The 20150-nt window shown below is 45.2% G+C and carries 22 protein-coding genes, 1 tRNA gene and 2 pseudogenes; 5 read left to right on the top strand and 20 right to left on the bottom strand.

Annotated elements, in window-relative coordinates:
- Nucleotides 1-89: 89 nt before the first annotated feature.
- Nucleotides 90-2324 carry a flagellin N-terminal helical domain-containing protein gene (locus tag CSUNSWCD_RS03650; protein WP_034964308.1) on the bottom strand — a complete coding sequence of 745 codons (2235 nt, stop codon included), beginning with the start codon at nucleotides 2322-2324 and terminating at the stop codon, nucleotides 90-92.
- 120 nt (nucleotides 2325-2444) lie between these two features.
- On the opposite strand from CSUNSWCD_RS03650, the gene CSUNSWCD_RS03645 reads away from it, so the two are divergent.
- From CSUNSWCD_RS03645 to CSUNSWCD_RS03635, 3 genes are all read left to right on the top strand, one after another.
- Nucleotides 2445-3182, top strand: a complete 738-nt coding sequence (locus CSUNSWCD_RS03645; protein WP_009494298.1) for a YaaA family protein — start codon at nucleotides 2445-2447, stop codon at nucleotides 3180-3182.
- A gap of 120 nt (nucleotides 3183-3302) precedes the next feature.
- A complete protein-coding gene (locus CSUNSWCD_RS03640; RefSeq protein ID WP_009494297.1) occupies nucleotides 3303-3605 on the top strand; it encodes an HU family DNA-binding protein in 303 nt (100 codons plus the stop codon).
- Between the two features lie 88 nt (nucleotides 3606-3693).
- A tRNA-Leu gene (locus CSUNSWCD_RS03635) sits at nucleotides 3694-3780 on the top strand.
- A gap of 736 nt (nucleotides 3781-4516) precedes the next feature.
- On the opposite strand, the pseudogene CSUNSWCD_RS10990 reads toward CSUNSWCD_RS03635, so the two are convergent.
- The 19 genes and pseudogenes from CSUNSWCD_RS10990 to CSUNSWCD_RS03545 all read right to left on the bottom strand — a co-directional run.
- Nucleotides 4517-4774, bottom strand: a pseudogene (locus tag CSUNSWCD_RS10990) (hypothetical protein); the annotation flags it as partial.
- Between the two features lie 35 nt (nucleotides 4775-4809).
- Nucleotides 4810-6843, bottom strand: coding sequence for a glycine--tRNA ligase subunit beta (gene glyS / locus CSUNSWCD_RS03630; RefSeq protein WP_009494293.1), 2034 nt, complete (start codon nucleotides 6841-6843; stop codon nucleotides 4810-4812).
- On the bottom strand, nucleotides 6840-6968 hold the full coding sequence (locus tag CSUNSWCD_RS11875; RefSeq protein ID WP_009494292.1) for a hypothetical protein: 129 nt from the start codon (nucleotides 6966-6968) through the stop codon (nucleotides 6840-6842). Before CSUNSWCD_RS11875 ends, glyS begins: the two co-directional genes overlap by 4 nt.
- The gene (locus CSUNSWCD_RS03625) at nucleotides 6955-8292 is read right to left on the bottom strand and encodes an endonuclease/exonuclease/phosphatase family protein (RefSeq protein ID WP_009494291.1); all 1338 of its coding nucleotides are present in this window, start codon (nucleotides 8290-8292) and stop codon (nucleotides 6955-6957) included. The genes CSUNSWCD_RS11875 and CSUNSWCD_RS03625 overlap by 14 nt, the downstream gene beginning before the upstream one ends.
- Entirely contained in the window at nucleotides 8289-8768 is a 480-nt protein-coding gene (locus CSUNSWCD_RS03620) for a tRNA (cytidine(34)-2'-O)-methyltransferase (protein ID WP_009494290.1), read from the bottom strand. Before CSUNSWCD_RS03620 ends, CSUNSWCD_RS03625 begins: the two co-directional genes overlap by 4 nt.
- 189 nt (nucleotides 8769-8957) lie before the next feature.
- Nucleotides 8958-10100: a tRNA nucleotidyltransferase/poly(A) polymerase-related protein gene (locus CSUNSWCD_RS03615; protein WP_009494288.1), complete on the bottom strand. Its 1143-nt coding sequence runs from the start codon at nucleotides 10098-10100 to the stop codon at nucleotides 8958-8960.
- On the bottom strand, nucleotides 10066-10569 hold the full coding sequence (locus CSUNSWCD_RS03610; protein WP_009494287.1) for a CiaD-like domain-containing protein: 504 nt from the start codon (nucleotides 10567-10569) through the stop codon (nucleotides 10066-10068). Before CSUNSWCD_RS03610 ends, CSUNSWCD_RS03615 begins: the two co-directional genes overlap by 35 nt.
- Nucleotides 10566-10811, bottom strand: coding sequence for a hypothetical protein (locus CSUNSWCD_RS03605; protein ID WP_009494286.1), 246 nt, complete (start codon nucleotides 10809-10811; stop codon nucleotides 10566-10568). Before CSUNSWCD_RS03605 ends, CSUNSWCD_RS03610 begins: the two co-directional genes overlap by 4 nt.
- 2 nt (nucleotides 10812-10813) lie before the next feature.
- The gene (leuB, locus tag CSUNSWCD_RS03600) at nucleotides 10814-11887 is read right to left on the bottom strand and encodes a 3-isopropylmalate dehydrogenase (RefSeq protein WP_009494285.1); all 1074 of its coding nucleotides are present in this window, start codon (nucleotides 11885-11887) and stop codon (nucleotides 10814-10816) included.
- Nucleotide 11888: 1 nt separating this feature from the next.
- Complete coding sequence (locus CSUNSWCD_RS03595; RefSeq protein ID WP_002952075.1) at nucleotides 11889-12371, bottom strand: 3-isopropylmalate dehydratase small subunit; 483 nt, start codon at nucleotides 12369-12371, stop codon at nucleotides 11889-11891.
- A 298-nt stretch (nucleotides 12372-12669) separates the two neighbouring features.
- Nucleotides 12670-12894, bottom strand: a complete 225-nt coding sequence (locus CSUNSWCD_RS03585) for a hypothetical protein (protein WP_009494283.1) — start codon at nucleotides 12892-12894, stop codon at nucleotides 12670-12672.
- Between the two features lie 74 nt (nucleotides 12895-12968).
- Nucleotides 12969-14030, bottom strand: a complete 1062-nt coding sequence (locus CSUNSWCD_RS03580) for a sensor histidine kinase (protein ID WP_009494282.1) — start codon at nucleotides 14028-14030, stop codon at nucleotides 12969-12971.
- On the bottom strand, nucleotides 14011-14868 hold the full coding sequence (locus CSUNSWCD_RS03575) for a hypothetical protein (protein WP_009494281.1): 858 nt from the start codon (nucleotides 14866-14868) through the stop codon (nucleotides 14011-14013). Before CSUNSWCD_RS03575 ends, CSUNSWCD_RS03580 begins: the two co-directional genes overlap by 20 nt.
- Before the next feature lie 16 nt (nucleotides 14869-14884).
- Nucleotides 14885-15559 carry a response regulator transcription factor gene (locus CSUNSWCD_RS03570; protein ID WP_009494280.1) on the bottom strand — a complete coding sequence of 225 codons (675 nt, stop codon included), beginning with the start codon at nucleotides 15557-15559 and terminating at the stop codon, nucleotides 14885-14887.
- Nucleotides 15560-15650: 91 nt separating this feature from the next.
- Complete coding sequence (locus CSUNSWCD_RS03565) at nucleotides 15651-16250, bottom strand: LysE family translocator (RefSeq protein ID WP_009494279.1); 600 nt, start codon at nucleotides 16248-16250, stop codon at nucleotides 15651-15653.
- 340 nt (nucleotides 16251-16590) lie between these two features.
- Nucleotides 16591-17088: a YfbM family protein gene (locus CSUNSWCD_RS03560; RefSeq protein ID WP_009494277.1), complete on the bottom strand. Its 498-nt coding sequence runs from the start codon at nucleotides 17086-17088 to the stop codon at nucleotides 16591-16593.
- A gap of 221 nt (nucleotides 17089-17309) precedes the next feature.
- The gene (locus tag CSUNSWCD_RS03555; protein WP_009494275.1) at nucleotides 17310-18356 is read right to left on the bottom strand and encodes a type II asparaginase; all 1047 of its coding nucleotides are present in this window, start codon (nucleotides 18354-18356) and stop codon (nucleotides 17310-17312) included.
- An 83-nt stretch (nucleotides 18357-18439) separates the two neighbouring features.
- On the bottom strand, nucleotides 18440-18775 hold the full coding sequence (locus CSUNSWCD_RS03550) for a branched-chain amino acid transporter permease (RefSeq protein WP_009494274.1): 336 nt from the start codon (nucleotides 18773-18775) through the stop codon (nucleotides 18440-18442).
- Complete coding sequence (locus CSUNSWCD_RS03545) at nucleotides 18772-19434, bottom strand: AzlC family ABC transporter permease (protein WP_009494273.1); 663 nt, start codon at nucleotides 19432-19434, stop codon at nucleotides 18772-18774. The genes CSUNSWCD_RS03550 and CSUNSWCD_RS03545 overlap by 4 nt, the downstream gene beginning before the upstream one ends.
- Before the next feature lie 276 nt (nucleotides 19435-19710).
- Between CSUNSWCD_RS03545 and CSUNSWCD_RS11985 the strand changes: the two are divergent.
- Nucleotides 19711-19908, top strand: a pseudogene (locus CSUNSWCD_RS11985) (hypothetical protein); the annotation flags it as partial.
- A gap of 9 nt (nucleotides 19909-19917) precedes the next feature.
- The gene (locus tag CSUNSWCD_RS11245) at nucleotides 19918-20079 is read left to right on the top strand and encodes an SEL1-like repeat protein (protein ID WP_157788738.1); all 162 of its coding nucleotides are present in this window, start codon (nucleotides 19918-19920) and stop codon (nucleotides 20077-20079) included.
- The last annotated feature ends 71 nt before the right edge of the window (nucleotides 20080-20150 follow it).

The following is a 20150-nucleotide window of genomic DNA, read 5'->3' as shown; positions in this document are numbered from 1 at the left end:
TTAAGGCCGAATTCGTAAAATTCGGCCTCGTTTTGCTCCGCCCGCTTTGATAACGAAACTTTAATAAAACCGTAGATTATAGCGAGTTTTTACATATAGTTTAATAACGAGAGCTGGTTTATCTTAGCCACGGACTGCAACATCGCCTGATACGACATCATTTTTTGCATGAGGTTCATATAGGTCTCGCCGTAGTCGGCGTTTGTGATATCGGCCTTGACGGTTTTTACGTTTACCTCCATGACGCTAGCGTGAGTATTGGTTTGTATTAGCGTATTTGTTTGGTTGCCCACTTTAGTGTGGATTTTATTTACGTGGTCTGCGATATGATCCAGCCTCTCTATCGCGCCTTGGATACCTGAATTGCGCGGATATTCGCCCTCGCTATCGGCGCGGTATTGACCGCTTCTTACAGCCTCTATCATCCTATCTAAGTCCTCAAAAATATCCACGCTCGGACTATCTATCTCGATACCGTTGTTTGCGGAAAAACTCCATAGCGAACCCTCTCCTTGCCTTGTCGCAGGAGTCGTACCCGTACTGTCGCCCGCAAATTTATCGGCATTTCCGCTATCGTATATACCTACTTTTATCGGCGTGACGGCGTTTTGCTTGTCGGTTACTTTTATGCGACCCCTATGATCCATATTTGCCTCAACGCTACCTTGCGATTTTGAGATAGCTTGTTTGTAGGCGACATAATCAGCTTGCGTATTACCGCCGGCGCCCGCAGGAACATTGTCACTAGCTACCATACCGATGATGTCGTTTAGCTGTCTAAAAGTCATATTTTTTGACTGCGTATCAATACCTTCGGTGGTCGGCGGGTTTGTGGTGTCGTTATAAAAACTATCCCAAACGTTTGTTGTATAAGTGGAATTATCAGGTCTAGTTATTTTTACCTTGGCGGTACTCGGAACAGTGGTATCATCAAAATTTACTACAGCCGTATATTTTCCGCCGCTCTTTGACTTGATTTCCATTCTTATGCGCTGTCCGTCGATATTGTATTTATCTCTTTCGCCTTGATACAACTCTTTTGCGCCAACCACTTGGCTTAGAGTAGTGTTATCATCGGCAAATTTACCGCTACCGCGCTCTACTTGTGATACGGTTCCAACTAGATTTCTGCCATCTTGGTTAAAATTTATCTTGTCATAATCATATGCGTTAGTGGCGGCTCCGCCTAAGTCTTCGTATTTGCTTTTAACAAATTCCGTGATTTCATAATCTTTATGAGAAGTAGGCGTTGCATTTACTAAAGTTTCTAGTGATTTTAGACTATTGATCGCATCAAACGCACTAGATGCTCCTGCTATACCGCCCGCTAGAGCATCTGCGTCCGCAACCTTTTTCGTCGCCGCTATCATGTGAAAATCAATAACCTGATTGCCTTTGCTTAGGTCTTTTACGTTGATTTGACCCTGGTTATTTATCGTTACTTCGACGACTTTATTGGTCGGAGTGTTGCCGTATTCGGTGCCGATTTTTTCTAGTAGGTCGTTTATCGAAGCGTCTGACGTCATCTTAAATTTACTCGTAAAGCTCGTGCCGTTTGGCTTTTTACCCTGCAAGAAAAATGTAGTCTTTTGAAACTCTCGCACGCCCGTACCGGTAAAGTCTTGATTAGTCAAAGTTTTTTCGTCTTTTACATATTTAAAACCGATTAGATCGCGCATTTTATGCTCGCTATCGATATAAACGGTCTTATTTCTATCATCTAAATTTTGCGCTTTTAGCATTGTGTTGGAGGTGACTTTTTTATTATAGTCGCCGTCCTTACCCAAAAATAGCTCCTGCCCGTTTTGGTTGTAGGTCAAATTTACCTGAGCTCCGCCTACTGCTTTCATTGTTTGCGCATTGCCGAAATATTCATTCGTGTCGCCATTTATAGGTTTTGTGTTTATAGCGCTTCCAGAAAATAAAAACTGTCCATTTATCGAGGTGTTTGCAATGTTTACTAGATGATTTTTGATACCTTGAAGGTCGTTTGCGATGGCTTCGCGCGAAGTTTGCGAGTGGATTTCGTTTGCACCCTGAACTAGCTTTGTTTTAAAAGTCTCAAGCTGCTGCTTAAATTCACCCAAAGCCTTATCGGTATTTTTTGAAAAGTGCTGCGCTTTTGAAGTCGCCGTTTGCACCTGCTCAAGCGTCGCAACCTCGTAATCAAGCCTCATGCCATCGTTATAGACGCTACTATCCTCAAAAGAATTTTGGATTTTTAGGCCGCTTGAAATTTGCGTATTTAGCTTGTAAAGCGCTTTCATATTGGTCTGATAGTCGTAGTTATTCGTAAATTTCATCAGCTGATTCGTCATTCTCATCGCATTTTTCCTTAAATTTAATTGAGCTCTTGCAAGCAAATAAAGTTCCACTCGTTATATCGTCAAATTTCAAAATTTATTTAGTTTTAGATATTATTTTGACAAATTTAAGGAGAATAAATGAAAATACTCTTTTCGCCGAGCGAAGCCAAAACCGCCGTGAGTCCAAATAAATTTATAGATAAGGACGCCTTTATTTTTCCGGATTTATATGAAAAGCGGTGTGAAATTTTAAAAATTTATGATGATTTTCTACAAACGGCAAACTTAGAGCAAATCTCAAAACTTTTCGGCGTAAAAAATTTAACCAATGAGCCGAGTTTGCGTGAAAGCTTATTTAAAAAAGGCGCGGTAAAAGCCATCCTGCGATATGACGGAGTAGCCTACAAGCACCTTGATTACCGCAGCCTTGATAGCACGGCGCAGGAATTTATAGATAAAAATACGCTGATTTTTTCAAATTTATTCGGCCCCGTGACGGCAGCGGATGCGCTACCTGAATACAAACTAAAGCAAGGCGAGCGCATAAACGGGTTAAATTTGGAGGAATTTTATAGGCAAAATTTTAGCGACGAGATAGATGAGTGGCTGTGGGATGACGACATTTTAGACCTTAGAGCCGAGTTTTACGAGAAATTTTACCGCATACAAAAACCGTTTGCGACATTTAAATTTCTAAAAAACGGCAAAGTCGTCAGTCACTATGCCAAAGCATACCGCGGGATAGTTTTGAGGCAAGTAGCGCAAAACGGGGTAAAAAACTTCAGCGAACTTTGCAAAACTGATATAGAAAATTTGCGCCTTATAGACATCAAAAAAACTGGACTAAAAAGCGAGTTTTTGGTGCAAATAGTCTAAAATTCGAGCTTTTTCGTCAAATTCGCGTAAAAATCATTAAATTTTCGGCTAAAAACTATTGTATTTTTTATAAAAACGTTGTAAAATGCCCGCATATCACTTCTTATTAAGGATGGTTCTATGAAAAAAGCTGATTTTATTCAAGCTGTTGCCGACAAGGCCGGTCTTTCTAAAAAAGATTCTCTAAAGGTAGTTGATGCCGCGTTAGAGACTATCGAAGAGGTTCTTAAAAGCGGCGACAGCATTAGCTTTATAGGCTTTGGTACATTTGGTACAGCCGAAAGAGCCGCTAGAAAAGCAAGAGTGCCTGGAACCACTAAAGTTATCGATGTTCCTGCTAGCAAAGCGGTTAAATTTAAAGTAGGCAAAAAATTAAAAGAAGCCGTAGTAGCTAGTGCTGTAAAAAAAGGCAAAAAGAAATAATACCTTTTTATGAAAGCTCTATTATGGGCTTTCATGTTTTTAATCTCTTTTTTATATCTTTCAGGGTAAAATCTCAATTCTTTAATTAGCCCGAGTGGTGAAACCGGTAGACGCGCCAGACTCAAAATCTGGTAAGGGCAACCTTGTGTCGGTTCGAGTCCGACCTCGGGCACCATATGAAACACAAATATCTAAAAAGCCCACTATCTCCGACATATAAATGCTTAAAAAAGTATCTTTAAAAATAAAATAGAACATTCTATGCTAACTGCCGGCTGACGAAGTATAATTTTTTTGTGCTTTCATAAACCACAACGTATATACTATTTGATTTTAACTATCATAAAGCCATTTTACCTATGTTTTATTGCCGTAAAATTGTTTATATAGCTCTAAGTCTATTCCAAAAGGTCAGAGTTGCATTTTTTGCCATCCCGCTACGCTCCTTTAGAAATCTTTCGCTATGCAAAAGCGTCCTGCTAATTTTGCCATATTTCAGCCTTTTTTTATCTTGATGTTATTAAAATTGAAGTGCAAATTTATACAATGGAGGCGCCAAAGATGGACGATTTGCTGCTTGCCTTAGTGATAGGTATAGGATTGATAGGGTTTGCGGTTTTTTATGTCTTAGTTTGCGCTTTTTGGTATATTTCTATCCCGCTATTTTGTATTTACGTGTATTTTAAATATTTCAGAAAAGAGAGAAAATTTGAGGCTAGAGTTTTAGAGCCTTAAAACTCTTTTGCAAGCTTCAAGGCTATTTCATAATAATCCACAAACTCGTTAAATTATATTTTTTAAATTAAAGAAAATGGATTTACGGTTGCAAATCAAACCACTAAACAACTGTATGACAACAAGCCTAAACGTCGCGCTAGTTTTAAATTTAGCTAAATTTGGTTCAAATTTGACTATTTTGCAGTTACGCTTGCTCGCTCGTAGTGTGCGATGATTTTGTTGTGAATAAGTAGCGATATATAAATCACTGCGCCGCCAAGGCATAGTCTTAGTATGTCCGCATCCTTATGCCAAAATACTAAATTTACGATGATGGCTGCAGGTATGAGAGCGTTATTCATGATGGCTAGAGTTCCGCTATCTACCTCGCATGCGCCTTTGTTCCATAAAAAGTATCCTAGACCGCTAGCTCCTATGCCAAGCCAGAGTATAGCCGAGTTAGAAGCGGCAGCACCGCTTCTAGCCTTTACAAGCTTATCTCTTTTATATCGGCGATCTTGAGGAATTCCGCGTAAATTTGCCCAACAAGCGCAAGGCGGTTTTTACGCACGAGCTCGTCCTGGGCATTTATCATTACGTTGTCGAAAAACTCGTCTATCGCGGCTCTTAGTCCGAAAAGATTTTTTAGGCGTTCACTGTATGAGCCGCCAGCTTTTACCGCAGCCTTAAACGCATCGTTTAGCTTTATCTCGCTCTGGTTTTCAAATTTAGCTTCATCGACCGAGCCGAAATTTTCATCCTTGATGATATTTGCCAGACGCTTAAACGTGCTAAAATTTTGCCTAAAGTCATCCGCCGCGCATATAGCGCCCAGAGCCTCGATCGCCTCGCACTGTGCGAGTATATCGCCTTTTTTGCTAGCTAGACAAGCCTTTACGACGGACGGGTTCACGTCAAAAAATGTATAAAGCCTATCAAATATAAATCCTATCAGCGCCTCGACGTCAAATTTAGCATACCCCTCCGCCGTCTCGCGCAAAAACGCCGCGATATCAAGGTTTAAATTTTCGTTTTGAATGATCTTGATGACGCCGTTAGCCGCGCGGCGCAGCGCATACGGGTCCTTGTTGCCGCTTGGGATCTTACCCGCGCTAAAGAGCCCTATTAGCGTCTCAAGCTTTATCGCGAGCGCGACGACGGAGCTAAAGATAGTGCTAGGTAGCGCGCTGGCCTCGCCGCTTGGCAAGTATTGCTCCTTGATCGCGGTTACGACGTTTTCGTTTTCGCCCTTAGCCGCCGCGTAGTAGCCGCCCATCACGCCCTGTAGCTCGGTGAACTCATACACCATCTGCGTGGTTAGATCAGCCTTGCTCAGCATCACGGCGCGCTCCAGTAGCGCCTCGTAGTCCTCTCCCGCGCACTCTTTTAGCCTATCGGTGCAGATTTTAGCTAGTCGTTTTGCGACGCCTAGCTCGCGTACGCTTTTGTCGTATGTGCTGCCTAGCTCCTTTAGATAGGTGATGTTTTTTAGCTTTTCGGGGCCAAACTCATGCGCCAGGTCGCTGCGCCAGAAAAACATCGCGTCGCTAAGTCTAGCGCGCAAAACCTTTTCGTTGCCCTTTACGATGAGCGCCGGCTCGGGAGAGATGGCGTTGCTAACGACTACGAAGCGATTGGCGAGCTTGCCGCCCTCAAAAACCGGGAAATATCTCTGATTTTCCTTCATTGAGGTGATGATGACCTCGCTAGGCACCTCCAAAAACTCCCGCTCAAAGCCGCCAAGCAGCGCGGTCGGATGCTCGGTGATCGCTACGACTTCGTCTAACAGCGCCTCGTCCACCTCGACCATTACGCCGTTTTTGGCTTCGATTTGCTTAAACTCGCTCAAAATTTTCTCTCTGCGCACGTTTTGATCGAGGATTACGCCGATTTTAGGCATCGCGGCGAAATAATCTTTCGCGTTTTTGACGGTAAATTTATCGTAGCCGATGCTTCTGTGCATAAAAATCGTATCGCCACTTTCAACGTCAAATTTGTTAAATTTAACAACCTCGTCTCCAAGTAGGCACAAAAACGAGCGAATCGGACGGATAAACTCAAATTTACCATCGCCCCAGCGCATAGATTTGCCAAAATTTAAGCTCATCAAAAACTTCTCGATCATATCGCCAAGAAGTTCAGAGCTAGGCTTGCCCGCGACTGGCTTTTTGTAGTAGAGCACCTCTTTGCCGCCGACGGTTTCAAATTTTAGCTCAGACTCCTCGATACCGCATTTTTTAGCAAAACTCAGCGCAGCCGGCGTCCAGGCGCCGTCTTTTTGTGCGACTTGCCTGGGCGCACCGATAAACTCGCTAAATCCGTCCTCCTGACGCACCGCAAATTTCGGGTGGTAAAACGCTATCCTGCGCGGCGTATAGTAAAACTCACACTCGCTATCTAGGCCGTTTTGCGCTAGAGTCTCGCGCCACTTTGCCGCGACGTTGCCACACTCTTTTAAAAACGGGATCGCCGGCAACTCCTCGACGCCGATCTCCACGATCAGTTCTTTTGTTTCGTTCATTTTTTATCCTTTTTTAAATTTTGTCTTCTTTTGCTTCTCTCAAGCGTCTGCGTGACAAATCCGCGCATCAAAAATATCACGAAAAGCACGAATGCGCCCAGCACCAACGCGTCAATTATTCTCATTTTCTATCCAAATTTGAGGTTCATTTTTATAATTCACTACGCGAACGGACGTAAAAATCGCCTCTTTTTCGTTGCGCGGTTCGCCCTTAGCGCCGTAAATTTTGATATCTCCGTACGGCGTATAGAGCCTGCCGTTTCGCACTTCGCCGCCGATACGACCAAACACGTCGCCCGCGCGCGCTTGTTTTAGGTTTTTAGCCTCCAGCATCTGCTCATGCGGATCTTGCGTTTCGTCATAAATTTTTACCGCATAATGCGAGCTAATCTCAAGATTTCCCTTAAACTCGTCTAGGCGGTTTACCGCTACGTCCATGATTTGGCCGGGCTTTGCGTCGTTTTTTGGCTCGTATACGTAGATACCGCGCTTATCTTTAGCTAGCGTAAAGCCCTTTTTATCTTTTTGAACGACCGTAGCGCGTTTTAGCAAAACAGGCAAATTTGACTTCTTTGATAGCTCGCCGACCCGCGCTTCGGCGATATTTTGCAGCGTATTTTTAGCATTTTTATCAAAATTTAGCCTAAAAACCAGAGCGAAGTGATCCGAAATTTGCGCCCCGTCTCGCTCAACCTTAAAGCTATTTAAGACATAGTTTTGACTAAGCGCGTCCTTTGAGAGCAGGACGTGATCGAGCGCGTTTAGGCTCGTGTGCGAGTAGCGCTCGTGCTTTGGCAAAAACGCCCAAAGATTAGCCAAATTTTTACTAGTTTCAAAATCGCCCAGCAGCTCTTTATCTCCGTAAGGCGTGTTAAAATCGCCCAAAACCACGACCTTTTGGGTATCCGCTAAAGCTGATTTTAGCGTGATAAAAGCTGTTTTTCGCTGCTTTAGAGGATTTTTTCTAGCGGGAAAATGCAAATTTAAGAGGCTAAATTTTTGCCCATCCACTTCAAAATCAAGCTTTAAAATATCTCTTGTTTTTACGTTTGGCACGCTGAAAATTTGCGTTTTTTCAGGCTTTATGCGAGACAGCACGGCTAGGCCTACGGGACCGTTTTTGCCTTTAGAAAAGGCAAAATATTTATAGCCCGCTTCCTTCATCAGCTCTTTTAAAATTTGCTCGTTTTCTATCTCTTGAAGCGCGATGATATCGGCATTTAGCTCTTTTATCTTTGCGCTTACGGCTTTAAATTTGGCGCTCGCTTTTTTCTCGCTCCACTCTGATTTTCCGACGATGAAATCCTTGTACTCGCTGCCGTCGTTTTTGGCGTCAAATAAATTTTGCACGTTAAACGTAGCGATCTTTAGCTCGGCACCCGCCGCAAAAACAGCAAAAAACAGAGCCGCAAAAATGAGGGCAAAGAGCCTATTTGCCGTAAATTTCATATCGCGTTTCCAAAACCTGACTCGGCGAAATTTTGCCTGATAGCCTCATACGCGACGATGCCCGCACTCGTGGCTAAATTTAAGCTTCTGCCCTGCTCGCCCATCGGGATTTTGATCGCGTTTGCGAAATTTCGCTCCATCAGCTCCATAGGTAGGCCCGTACTTTCGCCGCCAAAAAACAAAAAGTCGCCCTTTTTAAACTCCGCTTCAAAGTAAAATTTATGCGCCTTCGTCGTCGCGTAAAAAAATCTATCCTCGTAAGCGGCGTTTGCGCGTAAAAACTCGTCCAAACTCTCCCAAATAACGGGATTTAACCGCGCCCAGTAATCAAGCCCCGCGCGCCTAACGGCCTTTTCGCTGATGTCAAAAACGGTCGGTTTGATTATATGAAGCTTAAGATTAGCATTTACGCACATGCGCCCGATCGAGCCCGTATTTTGGGGAATTTGAGGATGAACGAGGACGATGTTGAACATTTAAAAAGCCGCCTTAGCCTGCGTTTTAACAGCCGCACAAGCACTTGCCAAGTCGCTCAAATTTAGGCTTTTTGCAAAACTTATACTAAAAAGAATACTTTTATTTTGAAAATTTATATTTGAGATTTTTTCCACTTTCGCCTCTTTAAAATAGGGCTTGATTTTAGCCAATTTGCGCTTTTAACTAGGTTAATTTTTAGCCGAGCTTGACTTTTCGTTTAAAAATTTATCTATCGCTAGATCCTGCCTGTGCCTTATCTCAGCACCGATCGCAGCTCCTTTAAAGCCTTGCTTTAAAATCTCCGCCGTATCGATAGCGGGCTCAAATTTAGCCTCATAAACGCCTAAATTTTTAGCTCTTTTTATTAGGCTAGGCAAGTTAAGCCCGAGCCAGCTTTTTAGCGGTTTATCTAGGGCGATTTTTAGCAAGTCTTTGTCGCTCGGACGACCAGCAAAAAACGGCTCTTTGACGCAGGCTTCAAAGCTTTTAGGCAGTCCTAAATCGTAAAAATTTTTAATGCCGAAATAGCCGTTTAAAAGATACAAAAACTCGCGCTCGTCTTTTTTGCCGTTTTGTTTGGGTAGAAATTTGACCGCGCTTTTTAGTTTTGCGGCAAATTTTTCCGCCTCGACTCGGCTCAAATTTAGCCCAAAAATTTTGCCCAAAAGCCCTAGTTTATAAAGATACAAAAAGCCGACCTCTTGAAATTTGGCGCCAAAAAGCTTCATTAGCTCGCCGTTTATGCGCTCGCGGCTAAGATCTCTGATACTTAGGCGCTTCATCAGCCGCAAACTCTCGCGCGCGATACGGAAATTTAGCCGCGCGCTAAACTGCACCGCCCGCAGTACGCGCAGACTATCTTCGGCGAATTTTTCATCGTCGATATGGCGCAAGATGCCTCGCTTTAGGTCGCTCTCGCCGCCGTAAAAGTCCAAAAACGAGCCGTCAAAAATATTTATCATCATCGCATTTACAGTAAAGTCTCGGCGCAAAGATGCCGCACGTTCGTCGTCCGTATAGGCGACCTCAAATGCTTTATGACCCTCGCCCGTTTTGTTTTCGGTTCGCGGCAAAGAAAGGTCGAAGTTTTTAAATTTATAAACGAAGTAGTTTTTGCCCACGCCGCAAGCGCCGATTTGCGCCATCAGAGCGTCAAATTTAGCAGGGTCGATACCGTAAATTTCAACGTCAAAGTCGGAGATTTTTTTACCTAGCATCGCATCGCGAACGCAGCCACCGACGATATACGCGCGCTTGGTGTGGGGTGCTAGAAAATCTCGCACCCATTTTAGATTTTTATTTTTGCAGATTTTCGAGCCGATTTTCGACATTTGCCAGCACGAATTCTAAAAATTTAAGCGTGAGCGAGAGCCTGTCTTTCAGATTTTCTTCGCTCGTCGCGTTAAGCCCCTCAAAAAGCACCAAAATGCGCTCTTTTAGGTTTTTTAGAAATATCTCCTCGCCCGTAAAATTCGCAACCTCCACCTCAAAGGCCTTTTGCGGCGCAGCAGTCGCGGCGATCTCCCCCACTCCGTCAAATTCGGGTGCGATGTTTTGCGAGTTTGCCGCGCTTTCTAAAACGGCTTCAAACTCGCTAGCTTCGTCTATGCTGATCTCGCTAACTAGATTTGCAAGACCCGCGGCGTTGGTTAAATTTACGTCGCCACTTGAGGTCGGAACGCTCGTCAAATTTGCCGCATTTTCAGCCTCCGAGACCAAGCTTTCCTGCGTGGTGCCCATTCGCTCTAGCTCCATCGCCACCTCGTCTATCGCCATTTTTGCTATTTCTTCTAGTTTCATAGTTTTATCAGCCACCTTTTAAATTCGGTTATTTCTTCGTCGGTTTTCATTTTGATGAAAAAATCTTTCATCTGCTCGTTTACGCCCGTTTTTTTTCTACTAAGGCCGCTTAGACGCCTTATCGCGGCGATCGCGGCGGCGTTTGTCGGCTCGCGCTTTAGGATGTTTTTATAAACTATCAGCGCGTCGTCTTTTAGCCCTTGAGCCTCGTAGATTAGGGCTTCGGTAATCGTATCTTTCATCTTTACGCTTTTTTTACGAGCGAGGCCACGATACTGCCCATTTCGCTCGTAGTGCAAATTTCTTTAGCGTCAAATTGCGCTATATCCTTCGTCCTGTATCCTTGTGCGAGCGCGGCTTTTACCGCGTTTTCGATAGCTTTTGCCGCCTCGTTTTCGCCAAATGAATACCTAAGCATCATCGCAGCGCTTAGTATTGTAGCGACCGGGTTTGCGATGCCCTGCCCCGCGATATCAGGCGCGCTGCCGTGGATAGGCTCGTAGATACCTACCTTGCCCCCGATGCTGGCGCTTGGCAGGAGCCCTATCGAGCCGCACACCATACTAGCCTCGTCGCTTAAGATATCGCCGAAGAGATTTTCCGTCAAAATCACGTCGAATTTACTAGGCGCGCGCACGAGCTGCATCGCCGCGTTATCGACGTACATAAACTCCAAACTTACCTCCGGATAGCTCTTTGCGACCTCGCTCGTGACCTCGCGCCACAGCTGGCTGGTCTCAAGCACATTTGCCTTATCGACCATGCAGACGCGTTTTTTGCGCTTCATCGCGGTTTCAAACCCGACCTTTGCGATACGCTCGATCTCCTCGCTCGTGTAGGTCATAGTGTTGTAGGCACTGTTTTCTTTTTTCTCGCGCGGTTGACCGAAGTATATCCCGCCGGTTAGCTCGCGAACTACGATAAAATCGACGCCCTGAAGGACTGATGGTTTTAGCGTGCTAGCATCTACTAGCTCGTCAAATATCATCGCAGGGCGCAAATTCGCGTACGCGCCAAGCCCTTTTCGTAGTTTTAAAAGCCCGCTTTCAGGGCGCAGATGACGCGGCAAGCCGTCCCATTTAGGCCCGCCTATAGCACCAAAAAGCACAGCGTCCGAGTTTAGCGCGCCGTTTAGCGTCTCGCTAGGCAAAGGCTCGCCGAACACGTCGATTGCAGCGCCGCCCATCAGGTAATAGTTATAGCTAAGCTCGAAACCAAACTCCGCACTAGCCGCATCTAGCGCCTTTATCGCCTCATCCACTATCTCAGGACCGATGCCGTCGCCCTTTATCACTGCGATATTATAAATTTTAGCCATTTTATATCCTTGTTTTCGCGTATTCTATGAGGCCGCCGCTTTTTAAAAGCTCTTGCATAAACGGCGGTATCGGGCTAAATTTATACTCTTTGCCGCTCGTCAAATTTACGACCGCGCCGTTATCCACGTCGATTTTTAGCTCGTCGCCCGCGTTTATCTCGTCTGTTTCTTTGATTTCTAGTATCAAAAGTCCCGTATTAAAGCTGTTTCTATAAAAAATCCTAGCAAAACTCTTAGCTATCACAGCGCCGATGCCTGCGGCCTTAAGCGCCAAAGGAGCGTGCTCGCGCGAGCTGCCGCAGCCGAAATTTTCGCCAGCTACGATGACGTCGCCCGCGGAGATTTTTTTGCTAAACTCAGGATCTGCGTCCTCCATGATATGAGTGGCCAAGATTTTTTCGTCCGAGGTGTTGAGATAGCGCGCGGCTATGATGATGTCGGTGTCGATATTGTCGCCGAATTTCCAGACTTTTGCTTGTTTCATGATTTGCCTTAAGATTAAATTTGGGCGATTTTATCCAAAAGAAGCTAAATAAACAATCAAAGCGCGCAGGGTAGCGGTCGGTGCGGGTAAATTTGAGGTTAAATTTAAACGGTTCGGCTTGCGAGTCAAATTTTAAATTTTATATAAAAACAAGCTCGCCGAGACGAAAACTAGCTGAGTTTTTTGATGCGGAGACTGCGGCTAAATTTAATTTAGAGATTGGACGAGTTATCGCCGTACTTGCGAGCGTCTTGCCGCGATACTCATCCGTAGATTTTTGTTTTTACGTTTTTTCCCGTTAAAACAAAACCACCGCTGCGGTTAGACAGCCCCAAAGCACGGCTCCGATAGCCATAGTTACGTGAGTTACTGCAGAATCTTTCATCTTTTTCTCCTTTATTTTTGGAGAATTATAATGACCTTTTGTGTCCTCAATGTGTCCTTTGTATGACTTTTTAAAATTTCGCTTGAAATTTACGCTTATTCCGTCAAATTTCGCGCCCGCAAGTAAAATTTGCCGCACAATCAGCCGAGCCTGAGAGTCAAATTTACCCGCCGCAAAAGCACAAATTTAATCAAATTTAGCCGCGCTTTGCCTCAAATTTTACGTGCGTTTTGGATCTTTACGCTCACGGTCGTACCGCGTCCTGGCTCGCTTTCGTAGCTTATCTCCCCGCCTAAAAGATGAACGATGCGCCGCACGATAGATAGCCCTAGACCGCTGCCTTTGCCCTTGTGCGACTCCTCGCATTGATAAAATTTATCGTAGATTTTTCCCAGCTTTTTTGCCTCGATACCCGCACCCTCGTCGCTAATGCGCACGGTGAGCCGACCGCTCTCTTCGCGGCAGCTCACGCCGACGTCCGCGGCCGAGTACTTTAGCGCATTATCCATCAAATTTATCCAAATTTGCGCTAGCATCGAGGCGTTGCTACGTACGCTTACGGCGGCTAGATCCAGATCAAACTCCCGCCCGTCGTACTTTTGCATTAGCATCGCCGCAGCCTTTCGTAGCTGCTCGTCTACGCGCACGTTTTCGTCTAAATTTACGCCCGCCTGGCTATCTAATCGCGAGAGCAGCAGCATATCCTCGCACAGCCTGCTTAGCGATTTTGCCTGCTCTTTTATGAGGTCCAGATACTCGTTTCTGCGTGCCTCGTCCGTCTCGTCCTGCGCGATCTCGCAGTAGCCGCTGATGACGCTTAGAGGCGTTTTTAGCTCGTGCGAGACGTTTGAGACGAAGTCCTTTTGCATGTAGTCCATTTTTTCCAGCGCCGCCGCGGTCAAATTTATATTTGCCGCCAGCTCGTCTAGCTCGTGCAGGTATTCGCTATCTGCGCCGCGTTTGCAGTTCTTGCGCGCGACCCTAACGGCAAAGTCGCCTCTAGCGATCTTTCCGGCTGCTAGCCTAAAGCTCTCGACATACCGCAAAAAATACGCCGATACCGCGTAAAATATCGCTCCGCCCGCGCCCATCACGATCGCGCAAAAGCTGATAATGCCCCAAAACATCCCAAGCTTCATCTCAAATATCCGCTCGTAAGCTATGATCGCCGCCGACGCCGCGACGCAAAGTACGCAAAAGACGAAGATAAACATCGCCGCCGTGTAGGTTTTTAGACTGATTAGGTATTTTTTCTTATTTTGCGTAGTATTCATATTTTATTTCCGTTTTTTTGTATAAACCGACCTCTTTTATGTCGCCGTTTTCGTAGTATTTGTCCGCGGGCTTAAATTTGACCGAGGTTTTATGCGTCAAATTTCCCCGCTCGTCCCTGATTATGTCTTTAAACTGCAAAATTTGCCAGATTTTTGCCTCAGAGCCGAAGTAATTTACCGACGTATACTCCATTTCATCACCATTTGCTGCGTAGTAATAAACCCATTTTGAGTTTGGGGCTTGCGTGATTTTTTCATATTCGCCGTTTGGCTTGCGCTCGAAGCTTATCTCTATGCCGTGCCGCGGCTCCATATTATCTTCTATCCGCGTTAAAACGCCCTTTTCGTCGTAGACGTAGCTATCGTCTATCACTAGTTCCCTGCCCGAATACACAGCCCGAGCGATCATTTTGCCGTCCTTGCCGTAGGTGGTTTTCTCCGTTCGGGGGTAAAATCTATCCTCGACATACTTTTCTTTGGCCGTCGCGACTAAATTTTCGCCGTCAAATTCGTATTCGTAGAGATAAACGGCGCTGTCTTGGTATTTTTTGCGGATTAGCCCGTCTTTGCCGTACTCAAACGATACCGAGCTGTTTGGCACACCGTTTATATGCTCGGTTTCTTGCAGTATATAGCCGTTTTCGTTAAACTCCGTCCGCTTTACGCGCGTATTTTCTAGCACTCCAGAGCCATCCATAGAGTATTCGTACTCCGTAGCCGTCATGCTTTTGACCTCGCTTTTTAGATCCTTTTTGCTCCAGTCGCTTTCTGGTAAAACGGCCGAGTTTAGATAACAAACCGCCGATGCTGCCGCTAAAATAGCTTTTAAAATTTTCACTTTGTCTCCCCGCCCCTCACTCGTAAATTTCGCCCTTATAGCCGATGCCGCGCACCGTAGCTATCTCAAAGTCCGTGCAGCTTTCTAGCTTGCGGCGTAGCTTTTTTACGTGCGTATCGACCGCGCGCTCGTCGCTATCCGTGTCGTAGCCCCAAATTTCTTGCATGATTTCAAGACGAGTGAAAATTTTGCCCGGGTTTGAGAGCAGTAAAAAGAGTAAATAAAACTCTTTTGGTGCGAGCTCCACGGCCTCGCCGCCGATTTTTAGGCTAAGGGCCGTATAGTCGAGCTCGGAGTTTTTAAACCTCAGCCGCTTGCCGCTAGCGATCTTGGCTCGGCGCAAAAGCGCGTTTATGCGTAAGATCAGCTCCTTTAAATTTAAAGGCTTGCTCATGTAGTCGTCCGCCCCCGTGACAAAGCCCTTCTCCATGCCCTCCATGCCGCTTTTTGCCGTTATCATCAGCACCGGCAGCGACTCGTCTAGCAGTTTGATTTGTTTGGTTAGCTCGTATCCACTAAGTCCGGGCATCATGATATCGGTGACGACAAGATCGGCGTGCTCGCTCTCTAGTAGCTGCAAAGCCAGCTCTCCGTCAAAAGCCGCAAGAGGCGAAAAGCCCTCCTGAGCTAGCTTTAGGCAGATGATTTTATTTAAATTTTCGTCATCCTCGGCGACTAAAATTTTAAACATTTACTTTCCTTAAATTTGCCCCGAATTTAACGGGCAAGGCGATAAATTTTGTCCTATTTTATCAAATTTAACGAGAAATGGGCGGGTAAATTTAGCGAAGCATCATCAAAATGCCGATGACGCAGATGATGGCGGCCGTAAAAATCTCCAAAAGTCGCAGGTGAGTTTGCAAAAATTTCTTTAGTATCGCTCCGCCCAGCGCGTAGAGGCTAAGCGAGCAAAACTCGATAAAAACGAGCGTAACCGTGATAGAGAGCATGCGCGGCAAGCTAAAAGGATCGTTCGCGTCCAAAAAAGTCGGCAGCAAAGCCGATAGAAAAATCCACGCCTTAGGATTTGAGATGCAGACCACGGCGCCGTTTAAAAACATCTGCTTTTTGCTCGGCAGCTGCGAGACCTTCGTGATACTAAGCTGCCCCTTGCTAAAAAACAGCATAGCGCCAAGATATAGCAGATAAAGCCCCGCGATGATATTTAGAGCCTTAAACGCGAAGCTATAATGCGCCAAAACTGCGCCAACGCCCAGCATACAGCAAATCCCAACGAATGCTAAAGATGTGAGCTGTCCTGCCATCATCGGTAGCGCGCGCACGTAGCCCAGGCTCATGCCGATACTCATCGCGTAGGTCATGTTGATACCCGGCATCAGGCTAATCGGAAAAAATGTGACGATAAAAAGCAGATAGTTCATGGCGGGCCTTAAATTTTGAAGAAATAGTAAATCAAATTTGATAAATTTAAAATAAAAACGGCAGGCGTGCGGTGGAAATTTAGCAAAATTTACTTCAGTCGTCGTTTTTGTTTTTATATCGAGGCGGAAATTTGATTTGTTATGCGCGGGTGCGGAAATTTAGCGGATTTGGCGGCGGCATTTTGCTTGCGTTTTTGAGGTGCAGAGCGTAAATTTAACAAGCTTATCTTTTGAGCGCACAAATTTAAACCCGCAAATTTAACTTTATAGATGCGGGTTTAAAATTATCCCAAAAGCGGCTCCGCCGTAGCCAAGCGCCTAACGGGATTTACCGCAAAATTTAGGCTATTACGATTAGCACGCCAAGCCCTTTGTCGGCGGCATTTTGATAAAAGCTCAAAAGCCCGTTAAAATGCTCTTTTAGCTCGGCTTTAATATCTTCAAATTCGCTCTCATACTCCCATATCTCGGGATAGGTGCCTGCAGCGCCAAATTCTGCAAAATCTACGTTTGCCAAAAGCGCGTCGATATCGGTATCAGACATCGCTTTGGCTACGGCTTTTACGTCATCTGCGTCCACGTAAGATATCGCCTCGCTTCCCTCTTCGCCCGCCATGCCGCGTCCGAAAATCGCCCAACTAAGCGGGTTTGGCGTAGCGAAAATCTCGCCCGCACTCATCGCCTCAAACATATTTTTGCCAGTTAGCGTTTTATGCATCGCGTCCCACATTTTATCCAGGTCGTATTCATCCAGCGCCCAGGCATCGTCACCGCCGCCGTTTTTGATCGCCTCGATAACGTCTTGCGCATAGGCGTAGTAGTGCGCGCTCATTCCCATTTTTGCTCCTTAAATTAAAATAATCGATTATACCCAACGATAGCTAAAATTTACGCTTGAAAATCGCGCTTTTAGCCAGGTTTCCGCCGCCTGCTCGTAACGCCAAAGCGAAGAGAGTTGCGACGTAAAATTTTGGCGCAGATAGAACACATAGTTCATCGAGCCAAAATTTTACTAACTCTTTTAAAAGCGCTCACGAGATATCCGCTCAAACTCAAATTTTAGTGAGTTAGGAAAAGCTCCTGGATCTTTGCCTTATCCGTAGTCTGCGTAAGCGCAAGCATCAAAAGCACTCTGGCTTTTTGCGCATTTAGGTTGTCGCTGGCTAAAAAGCCGTATTTGCCGTCGTCCACTTCGCCGTTTAGCGTGGTCTCGCCGCTACCTACGCGGGAGTCACGCACGACTACTACGCCGGCCTTGACTGCTTCGCCTAGAGCCTCAAGCGCGTTTGGGAATGGATTTCCGTTACCCATGCCGGCATTTATGATGCCTTTAGCTCCGTTTTTCACGGCTACGTTTACGAAGTCAGGGTTGCCGTTTGAGTGGCTATAGATAATATCGACTCTTGGAAGCTCTTTGATCTTTGTGATGTCAAATGCCGAATTTACGGTGTGTTTGCGCGTAGGATTCATGTAAAATTTGACGTTGCCGTAAAACACAGTGCCGATCTTTCCGCTGTTTGGAGATTTAAATGTGTCGACGGCGGTAGTGTTTGTTTTAGTTACCTCTCTAGCTGCGTGGATCTCGTCGTTCATCACGACCATTACGCCCTTGCCTACTGCTTCTTTGTTCATAGCTACGTTTACGGCGTTAAAGATATTTAGAGGGCCGTCCGCGCTTAGCGAGCCGCTGTTTCTCATTGCGCCGACCATAACGATAGGTTTATCGCTTTTGACGACTAAATTTAGAAAATACGCCGTCTCTTCCATCGTGTCGGTTCCGTGCGTGATGACTACGCCGTCGGCCTTGCCGCTAGTTAGCAGTTCATTTACTCTGTTTGCTAGCTTAAACCAAACTTCGTTGTTCATCTCTTGAGAGCCGATATTTGAGATCTGCTCGCCTTTGATGGTCGCTATCTTGTTGATATCAGGTACCGCGGCGATCAGTTTATCGACCGTAACGGTTCCAGATGTATAGCTCGTATCAAGAGCCCCCGAGCCGCTGCCGGCTATAGTGCCGCCCGTGGCTAAAATGTAAATCGTCGGCTTTGCAAAAGCCAAAGTCGCTCCTAAAAGCATGAAAATCACCGCCTTTACTGCAAAACGCATGTTTGCTCCTTGTATTGAGATGTTACGAGGATTTTAGCGTTTATTACTTAAATTTATTATTAATTCTTAATTTTTATTTTCAGTTAAATAATTCTAATAAGCGTCATGTATATCGCCGTCGAAGCCGCGATACTAAGCAAGGTGTTTTTAAATTTCAGATGAATCAAAACCGCGCTAAAAACAGCTAGCGCTTCGTTTAGTCCGTACGGATAGACGTAAAATTTGACGTCCTTTAGCCCGTAGCACACTAAGATGACCATTATCATCAGTCCCATGTGTCGCTCCACGGCCGTTAGCCACGGACGAGGCTTATAGTTTTTGATGACGTAAAACGGTGCAGCGCGCGTCAAAAAGGTCGCAAACGCGCTTAGCAAAACGGCGGCGAATATCACCCACTCGCTAGAACTCACGCTTATCAAAGCTTATCCTTAAAAACTAAAATAAAAATAAAGCAAAGCGCCATCGAGCCTACCAGCATCGCTTTAGCAGGCATGAGCGCTACGCCGGCGACTCCAAACAAGCACGCAGCACCCAGCACTTTATAGTTTTTATCGTTTTTAAACATCTCCATCACGATCACGATAAAAAGCGCGGTTAGGCTAAACTCAAGCCCGCTCATATCGACCTTTATCAGCTCGCCGGCTAAACATCCGACCGCCGTTCCTGCCGCCCAGTAGAGCCACGAGAGCAAATTTAGCCGAGTAAAAACATAGCTACGCTCCGCCGCGTCCGAGATATTAAGCGCCTTAAATATCGCAAAAGTTTCGTCCGTGAGAGTTGCGATATTAAAAAGGCGAAATTTGAGATCTTTGTACTCTTTTAAAAGCGCGAGTCCATAAAAAGTATGGCGTAAATTTACAAGGTAGCTCACGATAAAAACCTCTAAAAGCCCCGTGCCAGCGCTAAAAAGCGAGAGCATCATAAACTGCGCCGCGCCGCCGTATGCTAGCGTGCTGAGCGCTATGGCGATAAATGCGCTAACACCCATGCTTTTAGCCAGTATCCCAAAGGCGACGCCGAGGGGAAAATAGCCCATAAAAATGGGAATGCTGAGCTTAAAAACGTAACTAAAATGCAAAAATTTTCCTTAATAAAAGCGCGATGATAGCTAAAAATTTAAAAATTTAGGATAAAGACCGGGAATTTGAGCAAATTTGAGCCAACATGCGGTGGGCAAATTTAACCCGATCAAATTTAGCGTTTAATATAAAATTACCCGCCTTTTAATCCTAAATTTTATAAAATAGCTCTAATCTTTTTATAGGAGTAAATTTATGAAAAAAGTAGTCATAGCGGTAGCGTGCGCGGCGGTTTTGTTTGGAGCGGGCGAGGATATACAAGCATTGAAAAGCAGATGCGATACTGGAATTGTTACCAGCTGTGGCTATCTTGGTGTTTTATATGCCAACGGAAGGGGTGTAACACAAGACTATTATACTCTAAAGCCTGCAATTTAGGATACAACTTAAGCTGCGGAGCTCTTGGCGATTTATATAAAGAGGGGAAAGGCGTAAGACAAAACTATAAAAAAGCCATAGAACTATATACTAAAGCATGTGACATGAAAAGCAGTATTGATTGTATTGACCTTGGAAATCTATATTCTAGTGGGCATGGTATAAGGCAAGATAATAAAATAGCAAAAGAATACTTTGGTAAAGCTTGCGACTTAGGGGATCAAAGAGGTTGCGATGGTTATAAAATACTAAACGAGCAAGTTTGATAAGCCAAAATATGACAAAAAGCTCTAAATTTAACTCAAATTTAAAAAGCCGCCTAGTCAGTCAAATTTGT

The organism is Campylobacter showae CSUNSWCD (genome assembly GCF_000313615.1).
GTDB classification, from domain to species: Bacteria; Campylobacterota; Campylobacteria; order Campylobacterales; family Campylobacteraceae; genus Campylobacter_A; species Campylobacter_A showae_A.
The sequence above is the reverse complement of the archived record's forward strand: the minus strand, read 5'-3'. Positions and strand labels throughout refer to the sequence as shown.

Coding starts and splice junctions, on each gene's coding strand:
- CSUNSWCD_RS03610 (WP_009494287.1), bottom strand. CDS start 10,569: ATGAAACTAGAAGAAATAGCAAAAATGGCGATAGACGAGGTGGCGATG.
- CSUNSWCD_RS03615 (WP_009494288.1), bottom strand. CDS start 10,100: ATGTCGAAAATCGGCTCGAAAATCTGCAAAAATAAAAATCTAAAATGG.
- CSUNSWCD_RS03555 (WP_009494275.1), bottom strand. CDS start 18,356: ATGCGTTTTGCAGTAAAGGCGGTGATTTTCATGCTTTTAGGAGCGACT.
- CSUNSWCD_RS03570 (WP_009494280.1), bottom strand. CDS start 15,559: ATGTTTAAAATTTTAGTCGCCGAGGATGACGAAAATTTAAATAAAATC.
- CSUNSWCD_RS11245 (WP_157788738.1), top strand. CDS start 19,918: ATGAAAAGCAGTATTGATTGTATTGACCTTGGAAATCTATATTCTAGT.
- CSUNSWCD_RS03605 (WP_009494286.1), bottom strand. CDS start 10,811: ATGAAAGATACGATTACCGAAGCCCTAATCTACGAGGCTCAAGGGCTA.
- leuB (WP_009494285.1), bottom strand. CDS start 11,887: ATGGCTAAAATTTATAATATCGCAGTGATAAAGGGCGACGGCATCGGT.
- glyS (WP_009494293.1), bottom strand. CDS start 6,843: ATGAACGAAACAAAAGAACTGATCGTGGAGATCGGCGTCGAGGAGTTG.
- CSUNSWCD_RS03650 (WP_034964308.1), bottom strand. CDS start 2,324: ATGAGAATGACGAATCAGCTGATGAAATTTACGAATAACTACGACTAT.
- CSUNSWCD_RS11875 (WP_009494292.1), bottom strand. CDS start 6,968: ATGAGAATAATTGACGCGTTGGTGCTGGGCGCATTCGTGCTTTTCGTG.
- CSUNSWCD_RS03595 (WP_002952075.1), bottom strand. CDS start 12,371: ATGAAACAAGCAAAAGTCTGGAAATTCGGCGACAATATCGACACCGAC.
- CSUNSWCD_RS03560 (WP_009494277.1), bottom strand. CDS start 17,088: ATGGGAATGAGCGCGCACTACTACGCCTATGCGCAAGACGTTATCGAG.
- CSUNSWCD_RS03565 (WP_009494279.1), bottom strand. CDS start 16,250: ATGAACTATCTGCTTTTTATCGTCACATTTTTTCCGATTAGCCTGATG.
- CSUNSWCD_RS03620 (WP_009494290.1), bottom strand. CDS start 8,768: ATGTTCAACATCGTCCTCGTTCATCCTCAAATTCCCCAAAATACGGGC.
- CSUNSWCD_RS03580 (WP_009494282.1), bottom strand. CDS start 14,030: ATGAATACTACGCAAAATAAGAAAAAATACCTAATCAGTCTAAAAACC.
- CSUNSWCD_RS03640 (WP_009494297.1), top strand. CDS start 3,303: ATGAAAAAAGCTGATTTTATTCAAGCTGTTGCCGACAAGGCCGGTCTT.
- CSUNSWCD_RS03645 (WP_009494298.1), top strand. CDS start 2,445: ATGAAAATACTCTTTTCGCCGAGCGAAGCCAAAACCGCCGTGAGTCCA.
- CSUNSWCD_RS03625 (WP_009494291.1), bottom strand. CDS start 8,292: ATGAAATTTACGGCAAATAGGCTCTTTGCCCTCATTTTTGCGGCTCTG.